The 11,681-nt window shown below is 47.2% G+C and carries 13 protein-coding genes; 4 read left to right on the top strand and 9 right to left on the bottom strand.

Annotation, left to right across the window (positions count from 1 at the left end):
* Window positions 1-4: 4 nt before the first annotated feature.
* A complete protein-coding gene (purR, locus tag ACP4IT_RS05315) occupies window positions 5-844 on the bottom strand; it encodes a pur operon repressor (RefSeq protein ID WP_087609296.1) in 840 nt (279 codons plus the stop codon).
* 481 nt (window positions 845-1,325) lie between these two features.
* Here purR and ACP4IT_RS05320 point away from each other — a divergent pair, with 481 nt between their 5' ends.
* On the top strand, window positions 1,326-1,481 hold the full coding sequence (locus ACP4IT_RS05320) for a hypothetical protein (RefSeq protein WP_011667257.1): 156 nt from the start codon (window positions 1,326-1,328) through the stop codon (window positions 1,479-1,481).
* Between the two features lie 426 nt (window positions 1,482-1,907).
* Here ACP4IT_RS05320 and ACP4IT_RS05325 read toward each other — a convergent pair whose 3' ends face one another.
* From ACP4IT_RS05325 to ACP4IT_RS05340, 4 genes are all read right to left on the bottom strand, one after another.
* Complete coding sequence (locus tag ACP4IT_RS05325; RefSeq protein ID WP_011667256.1) at window positions 1,908-2,705, bottom strand: metal ABC transporter permease; 798 nt, start codon at window positions 2,703-2,705, stop codon at window positions 1,908-1,910.
* Window positions 2,698-3,396 carry a metal ABC transporter ATP-binding protein gene (locus tag ACP4IT_RS05330; protein ID WP_043022357.1) on the bottom strand — a complete coding sequence of 233 codons (699 nt, stop codon included), beginning with the start codon at window positions 3,394-3,396 and terminating at the stop codon, window positions 2,698-2,700. Before ACP4IT_RS05330 ends, ACP4IT_RS05325 begins: the two co-directional genes overlap by 8 nt.
* Window positions 3,393-4,319, bottom strand: a complete 927-nt coding sequence (locus ACP4IT_RS05335) for a metal ABC transporter solute-binding protein, Zn/Mn family (protein ID WP_141267937.1) — start codon at window positions 4,317-4,319, stop codon at window positions 3,393-3,395. The genes ACP4IT_RS05330 and ACP4IT_RS05335 overlap by 4 nt, the downstream gene beginning before the upstream one ends.
* A gap of 92 nt (window positions 4,320-4,411) precedes the next feature.
* A complete protein-coding gene (locus ACP4IT_RS05340) occupies window positions 4,412-5,344 on the bottom strand; it encodes an alpha/beta hydrolase (RefSeq protein WP_082265162.1) in 933 nt (310 codons plus the stop codon).
* A 137-nt stretch (window positions 5,345-5,481) separates the two neighbouring features.
* On the opposite strand from ACP4IT_RS05340, the gene ACP4IT_RS05345 reads away from it, so the two are divergent.
* The 3 genes from ACP4IT_RS05345 to ACP4IT_RS05355 all read left to right on the top strand — a co-directional run bounded on the left by ACP4IT_RS05345 (window position 5,482) and on the right by ACP4IT_RS05355 (window position 8,210).
* On the top strand, window positions 5,482-6,462 hold the full coding sequence (locus ACP4IT_RS05345; RefSeq protein WP_082265161.1) for a LytTR family transcriptional regulator DNA-binding domain-containing protein: 981 nt from the start codon (window positions 5,482-5,484) through the stop codon (window positions 6,460-6,462).
* A 153-nt stretch (window positions 6,463-6,615) separates the two neighbouring features.
* A complete protein-coding gene (locus tag ACP4IT_RS05350) occupies window positions 6,616-7,467 on the top strand; it encodes an ABC transporter ATP-binding protein (protein WP_021740996.1) in 852 nt (283 codons plus the stop codon).
* Window positions 7,464-8,210: an ABC transporter permease gene (locus tag ACP4IT_RS05355; RefSeq protein WP_082265160.1), complete on the top strand. Its 747-nt coding sequence runs from the start codon at window positions 7,464-7,466 to the stop codon at window positions 8,208-8,210. The genes ACP4IT_RS05350 and ACP4IT_RS05355 overlap by 4 nt, the downstream gene beginning before the upstream one ends.
* A 152-nt stretch (window positions 8,211-8,362) precedes the next feature.
* Here the strand turns inward: ACP4IT_RS05355 and ACP4IT_RS05360 are convergent, their stop codons facing one another.
* The 4 genes from ACP4IT_RS05360 to ACP4IT_RS05375 form a co-directional block, all read right to left on the bottom strand.
* The gene (locus ACP4IT_RS05360) at window positions 8,363-8,593 is read right to left on the bottom strand and encodes a hypothetical protein (RefSeq protein WP_172757586.1); all 231 of its coding nucleotides are present in this window, start codon (window positions 8,591-8,593) and stop codon (window positions 8,363-8,365) included.
* A gap of 18 nt (window positions 8,594-8,611) precedes the next feature.
* Window positions 8,612-9,100 (bottom strand): hypothetical protein, encoded by a 489-nt coding sequence (locus ACP4IT_RS05365; protein ID WP_225439541.1) that lies wholly within the window; start codon window positions 9,098-9,100, stop codon window positions 8,612-8,614.
* A 173-nt stretch (window positions 9,101-9,273) separates the two neighbouring features.
* Window positions 9,274-10,188 carry an ROK family protein gene (locus ACP4IT_RS05370; protein WP_082265158.1) on the bottom strand — a complete coding sequence of 305 codons (915 nt, stop codon included), beginning with the start codon at window positions 10,186-10,188 and terminating at the stop codon, window positions 9,274-9,276.
* On the bottom strand, window positions 10,172-11,647 hold the full coding sequence (locus tag ACP4IT_RS05375; RefSeq protein WP_082265157.1) for a 6-phospho-beta-glucosidase: 1,476 nt from the start codon (window positions 11,645-11,647) through the stop codon (window positions 10,172-10,174). The genes ACP4IT_RS05370 and ACP4IT_RS05375 overlap by 17 nt, the downstream gene beginning before the upstream one ends.
* Between the last annotated feature and the right edge of the window lie 34 nt (window positions 11,648-11,681).

An 11,681-nucleotide genomic window follows, 5' to 3' on the forward strand; every position in this document is an offset into this window, starting at 1 on the left:
CTAGCTAATTTAATTGAGTAGTTTTGTCACCAAAAATTTGCGTTAAATAGTTTCCGGGCGCAACCTTGATCTGTTCATCTTGCGTTTGAATCTTGACCAGAGACGTATATTTGCTAACCGTTCGTTGCCCAGCAAAATCCCCTTCAGCAAAGACGGCGACACCTGCCAACTGGGAATCAAACTCATCAACGAGGGAGCGCAGACCACCGACTGTCCCGCCACCCTTCATATAATCATCCACAATTAATACACGTGAACCGGGTTTCACACTTCGCTTAGAGAGTGCCATCCGTTCAATACGTTTAGTCGAGCCAGAAACATAGTTCACACTGACCGTCGAGCCTTCTGTAATCTGTGAATCGTGCCGGACAATCACAAATGGGACATTCAGATAATTAGCCACACTCTGGGCCAATGGAATCCCCTTGGTGGCGACAGTGACGACGACGTCCACGTTTTGGTTCAAATACTGGGTGGCTAAAATCCGCCCAATCTGCCGTAATGCTGCTGGCCGGCCGAGGATATCTGACATGTAGACGTAACCACCGGGCAAATACCGGTCGGCTGCAGACAACTCATCAATCATGTCTTCCACAAAATGTTCGGCTTCTTCACGGAGAATATAAGGAATAAACCGTGCCCCGCCAGCCGCCCCGGGAACCGTTTCTAACAAGCCGGTACCGCGGTTCTGAAATGTCCGTTTCAGAATCGTTAAGTCTTCACTAATCGAGGACTTGGCTGATTCGTAACGGGCCGCAAAAAAGGTCAATGAGACCAATTGATGGGGCCGTTCTAGTAAATACCGGGTCATATCGACCAATCGGTCACTTCTTCTGACTTTCAACTACTTCACCTCAACTATTTTCTATCAATGATATGTAAGGCCAATTTTAGCATAATTGTTCGGGTTTTTCGCTATATTTCCGTGAAAAATCTGAAAACTTGCGGAATTTTAAGAAAACCAACCATTACTCACAGCTTATTCGCTGTAAAAATCAGTCAGTTCCGCATGCTCTCCCTTGCTGATCCGCCTTCCAGACACGCGTCTCATGTGAGTCGCTGTGAATATTGGGCTAGGCTTTGTGGTAAAGGAGACAACCACGAGTAATTTCTAATGTGCCAGCATCATGACTCGGTGCTATTAATTCATCAAATTAAGTAAACGTTCTAGGCCCCCAGTTTGCACATTCACCACCGTATTGAAGGAATAAATCTCATCTCGTCACTACTAACCAAAGTTTGACCAATTTAAAAACAATCCCACCTCATAACTGTACTTTCTTTGTCATCACGTATAATAATTATAACAATGGGGAGGGGATCGTATGCACCACAATATACTGGCACTTCGCATGCAAGTGACTGCTGATTTTAGTCGGCCACTGAACTACGTTGTTTCCTATTTGCAAGGTCTGCCAATCTTCGTATTACTCATTCTCGTAAACTGCCGGTTTATCCCTGGTTACTTTATTTTCAATTGAGATGCTACCTCTTGGTACTTCACTCTTTGCTATAGCCTATTACCAATTGCCCAAATTCTCATTGCCAAGCGCGAACTAACATTCAGATTAACAACACATGATCATTTTAATTTCTCAAGAAAAGACCCCATATTTTTCTCAAGTGTTTTGCAACTTCCTATTTATGATAGAGAAAAAGAATTCTTAGATATCCGAGTAGCCACGCTGTTCATAGAAATGATCGCTATGCCAATCATTCTGCCAGTTCTGACATTTTCACTATACTTTAGGAGAAAAAACGCATGAAAAAGCAATATGCAATAGTTGCGTTAAGATTATCTTTAGGTTTATTTTTTCCGAATATTTCTGTTTCAAATATATCAGACTTTGCAAGAACTAGTAAACGGGACGCAGACCATCACTGGCCTACGTCCCGTTTACTATTATCTATTCTGCTGTTTGAAGTCGTTGCCATCCCAACGCAATAAAGTAGAAAATTGCCTCAATTGCCGCGATGAAAAACGACACGGGATAATTAGTGACATAGCTTAGCGTTAAGCCGGCCCAGACTCCAATTAGCGCCAACCCAATCGCCAGGACCATCATGCCACTCACGGTATGGGCAAAGTATTTGGCTGTGGCTGCAGGAAGCGTTAATAAAATGAAGATCAGTAACGACCCCACAATTTGGGCCGCCACACTCACACTCAAGGCGACTAAAACCAGGAAGGTGATGGATAAGGTATTGGTCCATAACCCCTTAACCCGGGCACCTGTATGGTCAAAAGAATCGAATTTTAAGAATCGATAGATCACAAAGACCACGATTAGAACTAAGATGGATAGCCACAACATCTGGCGCACATCACTGGCACTGATGCCAATGACGCTACCAAATAAAATACTGGTTGCGTAACTGGCATTCTTATTGGCTAATGACAAGAATAAAATTCCCAACCCAATAAATAATGCCGAGATCGCACTAGTGGCAGCCTCCCGCCGTTCACTCCGCGCACTCAACTGACCAACAATGACCGAACTAACAACGGTAAACAGGAGCATCCCGTTCAGCGGCGCCCAGCCAGCGAAGACCCCGAAAGCGGCCCCGGAAAACCCAATTTCCGACAAGGTATGGGTCAAAAATGACATATTCCGGGCAATCACGAAGACCCCCATAATGCCACAGATAATCGCAATAATGGTTCCCGCCGCAAAGGCGTTACGCATAAATTCATAATTAAACATGTTCACCCTCCCACACCTTCTCTTGCGTTAGCCCCGCAATCGGTCCTTGCTCGGTACCTTGGGGGGTCAACATGAGGTAACGTGAACTGTACTTACGGGCCATCGGAATATCATGGGTGACAAATAGCACCGTTAACTTCAGGCGTTGATTTAACTCAACGACTAAATCCAGTAATTCGGTCTTGGTTACTGGGTCTAAGCTCGCCGTCGATTCATCGAGAATCAACAAGTTAGGCGCCTCCACTAAGGCTTGGGCGAGATAGGCCTTTTGTCGTTCTCCACCGGAGGCTTGACCAATCGGCCGCTTAGCCAGCGTGGTTAGCCCAGTTTCCGTCAAAATTCGCTCAATTTTTTTCCGCTCTGACCGCGATAACCAGGGCCATTTCCACCCCGTGAGGTTTAAGCCGATAAAATCTTGAATGGTCAGCGGATAATCGGCATCGATGTTACGAAATTGGGGAACATACCCGATCTTGACATCCGCGGTATGCGGTAAGTATTGCACCTGTCCGTGTGTTGGCCGCAGTTGGTGTAGGATCGTGCGCATTAACGTGGTCTTTCCCACCCCATTTTTACCAACGATACTCCAAAATTCTCCTTGATGGATCGTTAAGTTCAGATCGGTGAAAACGGGGTGATTGGGGAAGGTCACGCCTAAATGATCTAATTTTAAAATTGGCGTTGTCGTCATGAGTGACTGTCCTCCTGAATCCGTTTGACTTGCTGGTACTGACTAAGCATCCACGTACGATAGCTTTGATGGGCCGGCATAGTCTCTGTGACCTTGACTACCGGCACATGATACCGTCGTGCGAGTTGCACCATGGCCGTCACATTCTTGCTGGAATTTTGGGTATTTTCTACAAAAAATGCGATGCGATGATGTTTGATTTGCGCTTGAAGGTGGGTAATATCGGCCGGAGTCGGATCGCTGTCCTCTTCGATGGCCTGGGCAAAGTGCCCGTCACTCACACGATACCCCATGGCCGTCAAGGCAAGATCGAAAACAGGTTCACTAACCGCCACTTGCTGGCCTTTCGCCTGTCGCTTGATCTGCCGCGCCAACTTAGGTAATACTGCTAGCTGACGCTCATAGGCGGCACCGCGGCGACGATAGGTTGCTGCTTGACTGGGATTCAGTCGGCTGAATTGGGTCACTAGTCGCTGAGTTACCGTCATCATCACGGTGGGATCGGACCATAAATGCGGATTGTCACCGGTCTTTTTTCCCATCAACTTACCAATCGTTAATGTTTTGGTATCGGCATCTTGATTAGCGGCAACCACCCGATCCATCCAGCTGTCATATCCCAGGCCATTTTCAACTACCACATCAGCGTGGGCAACTTGTTTGGCCGTTTTGATATCCGGTTCATAACTTTCAGCATCAATGCTGGGGCTATTAATCACAGTTGTCACGTGGCCACTATGGCCGAGAATTGCCTGCGCCGCTTCACCATAAAATCCCAATGTAGCAACCACATTAATTTGTCGGGACTGCTTAGCTGTCGAAGTCGGCTGACACCCTGTTAGTGTGACCAATACCATGACCATCACACCTAATAACCCTATCTGATGCCCATTTAGCCACTTCTTTCGCTGCACGTCCGTCATCCCAATCCTTCAAAAATTAAATGTAAACAGTAATGATTACCGTTTAGTAGTTTACCAGATATTGAAAACTTGTCAACCAGCGTTTCACTCGATTACGCAATGACCGTTGACAAAAAATCCGCGACAAGTTGATCATATTTGACGGGGTCCGCATCCCGCGTAGCAATATGTTCGGCGTTAGGATCACAATATTTTTGTTTCGGTCCGGCCGCCGCTTGGTACAAAATATCTAAGTTTTCCACCGGAACCGTCGTATCCTTGGCCCCGTGAATCAGTAATAGTGGGATCTGGCTTTTCTTCAATTGTCCCGCAATGTCACCATCCGCCAAACGGTAATCGCCCCACCGTGAGTATTGGTCAGCAATCGTTAAGGTTGGCCGGGCTGGAACATGAAAATTATGCCACATGCGATAGCGCGCCTCACCCAAGACACTAGCATATCCTGAATCGGCAATAATTGCTTTAACATTCGTTGGTAAGTCCTCACCAGCCGTCGCCATCACAGTCGCGGCACCCATGGAAATTCCTAGCAGCACAATCTGGCTGTCCGCACCGTTTTGGTCAATAACCTGCGTAATCCAGCCCTGGTAATCGTGCCTATCTGGCCACCCATAGCCAATCGTATGACCATCGCTTTCACCGTGAGCGCGAGCATCGGGCATCAATACGGCATAGCCCCACTCATGAAAAACCCGGGCCCATGGAATCATTTGCTCGCGAGCATGACCTAGGCCATGGGCTAAGATGACCACTTTCGTTGTTGGTTGCTTAGCAGCTAACCAGCTTGCGCGTAAGCATAACCCATCCGCCGTCATCTGTGTCCATTCAACCGGATGATGGCGCAAATACCAGGCATTATCAGCAGCTGTATTCTCACTAATCGCCCGTTCTTTGGATTGTTGGCGACTGCGAGCATAAGACTTTGTCGCCGCTAAATACAATCCGGCCGCGGCACCCAGTACGCTAACAGCACCCACCGCAAAAAGTGCAGCAGCCCCACTCACTACTTTTTGCCAAGTCTTCATCACGATTACCCCATTTCTTTTTGTATTACCTTCACTGTACCGAAAAACTGCTAATCGTGCCACTAATTCCCTGACCATTTTGACAAGGTTTAATCGGTTAGAGATAATGAAGAAAACTGACTAGGAGCGTGAATAATGTGACACCCATTATCTTCGAAAAAGTCTTAAAACAAACGTCGCAAGGGACGCTGCTCAAAAATATTACCTTGACCATCCCCACAGGCAGCCAAGTTGGGCTTAAAGTCACGCACCAAGAAAGTCGTTGCTTTTTTAATTTATTGACTGGAAAAACCCGACCCACCAGTGGTCAACTTGTCCGAAACGATACCACAATCATGGCTAATTTAACAACGGATGCGGGGTACCCCCAGCTTACCGTAAGTCAATACGCCCACCTATTTCTGAAGCTTAGTGCTCATCCAATCGACCTTGCGGCTGCCCAAGAAGCACTAGCCCTTCATGAGGTCTGGCATCTACCACTAAAACGGCTGAGTCAAGACCAACAACAGCGCGTTGTCCTTTTACGCCTGGTTGTTTTACATCCTGATTTAGCCTTCTTAGAAAATCCCCTAAATGAACTCAGCGATGACGGGATTCAGCTGTACCTTCAAGGACTCACATACCTACGACAATCGGGTGTGACCGTTATCTGCACCGCTCCTTACTTGGAAGAACTCCTCCTAGTCAGTGACACCATTTATCGATACAGCCCAACGGGATTAGAAAGCGTCGATTTAAAACCAGATACGCCTGACACGACCGGTCCCGCTATTCAACCCACACAAGTCTTTAAGATTGCCTGCAAACAAGACGATAAAACCATCTTCTTTAGTCCTGACGAAATTGACTTCATCGAAAGCATCAATTCCATCAGTACGGTCCACGTTGGCAATGATACCTTTTCCTCTACCTTGACGCTGACAGAACTGGAAGCCAAACTTCAACGCTTTGGTTTCTTTCGGTGTCACCGTTCCTACTTAGTTAATTTACAGCGAATCGCCGAACTGATTAGCTATTCACGCAACAGCTATACCCTTATTCTCAAGGGCCATCCAGCGCCTAAACTTCCTTTATCACGCACCCGGCTGGAAGAATTACGCACTTTGATCTCTTTTTAGTGGTACCACCCACCTTACTGTGGTCACTACTCGCCAATCATTCAGCACAATTGACCCGATTTTAACGACATATCGTCCCGATGTTGCTAAATTAGAGGCAGCGATTAAGTCCTGTGACCTAATCTATTTTAAACCTCAAAGGAGCAACGACACATGACAACCACTGCCATTCAGGTTCAGCATCTAGCGAAACATTTTAAAACCACTAGTGCGCTACGTGATCTTTCCTTTACCGTTCATCAAGGAGAGATCTTCGGTTTTCTCGGCCCCTCGGGTGCTGGTAAAACAACGACCCTTAAAATTTTAACTGGGCAACTCGCTCCCAGTGCCGGGACGGCCACTGTCTTAGGACACGACGTCACCCAATTAACACCCGCCATTTATGAACATGTGGGGATCGTTACCCACAATAGTGGCCTGTACGACCGATTATCGGTTACCGCCAACCTTCGTTTCTTTGCCAAATTATTGGGCGTTGCTACGACGAAGGTTACCCCGCTACTAGCCCGCGTCGGCCTCAGCGAACAACAGCAGCAATTGGCAGGAAAGCTGTCACAAGGACAGCGACAACGATTAATCTTAGCACGCGCCGTGTTGCATGCCCCAGCAGTCCTATTTCTAGACGAACCAACTAGTGGTTTAGATCCCAGCACGGCACTGGCGATTCATCACTTAATCCGAGATCTTCGAGATCAAGGAACTGCTATCTTTCTCACCACGCACAACATGACCGAAGCCACTAAACTTTGTGACCAAGTCGCTTTACTTAACGACGGTCAAATCGTTGAGTTGGGTACACCACAAGCCTTACGGTTAAAATATAACCGGCATCAAAATTATCGTGTCTTATTTCAGGGAGAGACTGCCGCACAAACCCTCAGTGGTCCAGCTGGGCAGACGATTATTGCCCGGGAAATAACCGCTGGTCATATTGTGACCATTCACTCAGGAGAGCCCACACTAGAAGACGTTTTCTTAGAAGTTACCGGGAGGAATTTAGAATGAACCGCCACTGGCAAAAAATTCAGGCAATTGCACAACTCAAGCTTCACATGATTATTCATAACTTATCCATTTCATTTATCCCCGCCTTTTCGATGTTAATGGTCTATCTATTACGTCTAATTATTCACGACCAATCAACTGCCGCCGACGCTGCGAGTGCCATGGGTGGCGCCTACTTGCTTAGTTTCGGCCTGCTATTCAACACCGTTATGGGTGGTATTATGATGTGCAGTGGTCCATTGGCCGAAGAAAAGGAAAAACACACCCTACGCGTCTTGATGACTGCTTCTGTCAGCGGATTAGATTTCTTCATTGGCAGTGCTTTACCAGTACTGGTAATTATTGAAGTAGTTAACGTTCTAATGATCCCTATTGCTGGGGTGGCGTGGTCCGTCATTCCCTGGGGCAGCTTTCTGTTAATATCTACCATCTGTGCGCTCATCAGCATGTTACTGGGTTACATGACGGGAATCTTGTCAAAAAATCAAACACAGGCTGGGATCGTCAGCATGCCGTTGCTATTTATCTTCACCATGCTGCCCTTCTTCCGCGTTCTCAACCACACGTTTGAGATGCTTGCCAACCTAACCTATTCGGGGATCCTCACTCGATTGGTCGATCAAACCTTGGGTCAGGGCTATCACTGGGATTTCCAAGATATTGCCGTGCTACTTATTTGGCTAGTTATCGGCGTGGGCCTGTTTCTTTACGCTTATCGCCGTAATGGTCTGGATAGCGATTAATCTTAAACTACTTTCAAAAGGGAGAACCTGGTCGCCAATGACCACGTTCTCCCTTTTATAAATTAATCAATTGCTAGGCTAACTAGAATCAGTAACACTGCTAACCGAGCCACATGATGTTGCCAGTGAATCCGCCCCATTCCCCAACCATGTTACAACGCCGCCAACCAAATGATACCGGCCAACACGGCGATAATATCGCTAAACAACGGCCGGAGTAGAAAAAAGCTCAGCCGCCCTATCAATAGGCATCCCACGTTCAGCCAGCCTGAAAGCTGCAACCACAGACTTTCTTTTCGATAGCTGGACCCATTCACAATTGTTACAATACCCACTATTGATATGAATCCAAGTAATCCGTATTCCCCAATGACCTGTGCCATGTCGTCATCCCCTTACCCCTACTTTGGCTTGACGACCCACTTAATGCCTTTAACCAGCCAGACACCTAACACTAACAATGGGCCAAACATCAACAATAAAAAAGTGATCCACTGATGGACACAAAAAATATAAATCGGATTCAAAATTTCATCAGTACTTTGCGTATTTGCCAAGTTATATTCCCAGGGATTGGTTGACACCCCATTAGGTGACCACCGATATCCCTGATGGCTATTGGCCATATCCTGATGGTGTAAATCTAATGATCGCTTCTTATAGGACGCCATTTCCTGATTATTCTGCTGATACAGTCGGCGATAAGTTTTTCGTAATATCGGGTAACAGACCAGCCAGCTTAGCATCACCCAGCTAACAAACGGAGTGACTTGAAATGACCAGTGACCGCCACCACCTTCACCAGCAATTGCCAGCAAAGCTCCTAGGACCAGGGTGCCTTGGGCTAATGACCAAAGATACGCTCCCACCGTCCGAACTTGCATGCTCATCATTGTCCCACCTCCATTTATCCCCTCGTCTAACTCTCAACCGTTACTTATAATATTAAAATTAAATGAGAAAACGTCAACAAATTGCTATGTTCTCTCATGATAAATTTTTCACCAACCTAACACAAAAAAGAGCCTGAGATTTTTTCCCAGGCTCCATTTATCACATGTCATTACTCGTTTCCATTAGCGCTTAATGCGGCACTGGCCGGATGTTCCGCATAAAACTGAGCCGCTGCGCCAATCAAGTTGGCATCATTTAAGAAACGGCAGGGCTGTAGATCAACGGTTAATGGTGCGTGGTGCGCCACCATTAACTGTTGAACCTGATCCTGTAAGTCAGCGACGAAACCCGGCCGTGCCGAGATTCCTCCGCCAATTAATACCCGTTGGGGATTCAACCCAACAGACAGATTGAAGGCCCCACAACTCAACCAATGGGTCATCTCGGTCACACAAGTCTGGGCAACGGGATCACCAGCTTGGGCCGCCCGAAAGACTGTCTGGGCAGATACCGACGTCGCCAAGTGTTCCAATTGGGTAAACCGGGCGGCCATTTTTACCGGACTCCCAATTTCGCTCAGCGTTGCTCCCTGCTCGTTCATCACCATGTAACCAAACTCACCGGAAAACTGCTGCGGGCCGGTCATGAGCTGTCCGTTCATCACTACCGCACCCCCAATCCCGGTTCCGATAATCATGAAGACCGCACTGTCGAGCCCTTGAGCATTTCCTTGCCATAACTCCGCTAATGCCGCACAATTCGCATCATTTTGAATACTTACCGGAACACCTAAGGCACGGGTCAAGACGGCCTTAATCGGAAAATTATTCAAATAACTCACGGCACTCGTCCCTGAAATTTTACCAGCCATTGGATCAACACTTCCAGGTAAGCTGATGGCGACCCCCGTAATAGCGCTGGTCTGTCTCACCTTTAACTGTGTCAACGCTGCTAATAACTCCGGCCACGTAGCGGGGGTCATGAATTTTCCTTTATCGGTGAGCTGTTCTGCCTGCCACACACCATATTTAACCGTAGTACCGCCGATATCAATCACTAATAAAGGATCACGCTTCACTGCCATCATGTTCACCACCAGTCGGCGTTAAGTCAGCCCCATTCGAGGCAATTACCCGTTGATACCAATAAAATGAGTCCTTACGGTAGCGAGCGAGGCTCCCACTGCCATCATCGTTCCGATCGACATAGATGAACCCATATCGTTTGGATAATTGCCCCGTGCTGGCAGAAACAATGTCAATGGCACTCCACGGAGTGTATCCCATTACTGGCACGCCATCTTCGGTCATTGCCAACTCCATTTGCTCGATATGGTCATGCAGATAGTCAATCCGGTATTGATCATGGACCTCATGAGTTGCCGTCAACTGGTCAATCGCGCCAATGCCATTTTCCACAATGAACAAAGGCAAGTGGTAGCGGTCGTTCATCCAGTTCAAGCCATACCGCAGTCCTTGTGGATCAACTTGCCACCCCCAAGCGGATTGCGGAACAAATTGGTTGGTCACTAAATCATCAGTTTCGTTATAAGAGAATTGGTCATCCTCATCGTCAGTCGCCGCGGTGGCAAAAGACATGTAGTAGCTAAAGCCCAAATAATCGACCGTGCCTTGCCGCAAATTAACTAAGTCAGCTGCGGTGATGTCCAGATCAAACCCCTTGGTTTCAAAGTAGTTGGTCAGCCAAGTCGGATACTGACCTTCAACTTGCACATCGGAATACCAGAAGCGCGCCTGCATCGCCCGTTGTGCTTTGAAGACATCACGGGGCTTATCCGTGGCGGGATAAACTGGTGAAAATGCGACCATCGCCCCAACCTGAAAGTCCGGATTAATTGTGTGGGCGATTTGAACCGCAATCGCACTAGCAACAACCTCGTAATGGCTGGCTTGATACATCACTGCTTCAGCGTTTTCTCCCGGCTGTACTTGAATACCTGAATTGGTAAAGAGCGTGAAGGCCCGATCGTAGTTAATTTGATTATTAATCTCGTTAAAGGTCAGCCAGTAGGTCGCCTTGTCGCGGTAACGTTCAAAGACCGTTTGAGCAAAGCGGGTAAAGAATTTAATCGTCTGCCGACTTCGGAAACCACCGTATTTGGTCACTAAGTGATAGGGCATCTCAAAATGAGACAACGTCACGACCGGTTCAATATGATATTTATGACACTCATCAAACAGGCGATCATAGAAGGCAAGTCCAGCTTCATTGGGTTCGACCTCATCACCTTGTGGAAAAATTCGGGACCACGCAATCGACGTTCGAAAACACTTGAAGCCCATTTCGGCAAAGAGTTTGACATCTGTGGGATACTGATGATAAAAATCCACAGCCTCATGGTTAGGATAGAACTCATTGGGTTGAACGCCGACGGTAATCCGCCGTTCATCGTGTGTCCCGGCGGCCGTCATAACATCGGCCACGCTTAACCCCTTACCGCCAACGTCGTAAGCGCCTTCAACTTGGTGTGCTGCTACAGCACCTCCCCATAAAAAATCTGCTGGTAATGTTTTTTTAGTCACAATACATCCTCCTTAGGGTTTATCCTTACTTATT

The sequence above is a fragment of the Levilactobacillus sp. LN180102 genome (assembly GCF_050106635.1).
GTDB classification, from domain to species: Bacteria; Bacillota; Bacilli; order Lactobacillales; family Lactobacillaceae; genus Levilactobacillus; species Levilactobacillus brevis.

Bases quoted from the DNA above. Each gene is read 5' to 3' on its own strand.
- ACP4IT_RS05320 (WP_011667257.1), top strand. From the start codon at position 1,326: ATGCACCACAATATACTGGCACTTCGCATGCAAGTGACTGCTGATTTT.
- ACP4IT_RS05325 (WP_011667256.1), bottom strand. From the start codon at position 2,705: ATGTTTAATTATGAATTTATGCGTAACGCCTTTGCGGCGGGAACCATT.
- ACP4IT_RS05330 (WP_043022357.1), bottom strand. From the start codon at position 3,396: ATGACGACAACGCCAATTTTAAAATTAGATCATTTAGGCGTGACCTTC.
- ACP4IT_RS05335 (WP_141267937.1), bottom strand. From the start codon at position 4,319: ATGACGGACGTGCAGCGAAAGAAGTGGCTAAATGGGCATCAGATAGGG.
- ACP4IT_RS05340 (WP_082265162.1), bottom strand. From the start codon at position 5,344: ATGAAGACTTGGCAAAAAGTAGTGAGTGGGGCTGCTGCACTTTTTGCG.
- ACP4IT_RS05350 (WP_021740996.1), top strand. From the start codon at position 6,616: ATGACAACCACTGCCATTCAGGTTCAGCATCTAGCGAAACATTTTAAA.
- ACP4IT_RS05355 (WP_082265160.1), top strand. From the start codon at position 7,464: ATGAACCGCCACTGGCAAAAAATTCAGGCAATTGCACAACTCAAGCTT.
- ACP4IT_RS05360 (WP_172757586.1), bottom strand. From the start codon at position 8,593: ATGGCACAGGTCATTGGGGAATACGGATTACTTGGATTCATATCAATA.
- ACP4IT_RS05365 (WP_225439541.1), bottom strand. From the start codon at position 9,100: ATGAGCATGCAAGTTCGGACGGTGGGAGCGTATCTTTGGTCATTAGCC.
- ACP4IT_RS05370 (WP_082265158.1), bottom strand. From the start codon at position 10,188: ATGGCAGTGAAGCGTGATCCTTTATTAGTGATTGATATCGGCGGTACT.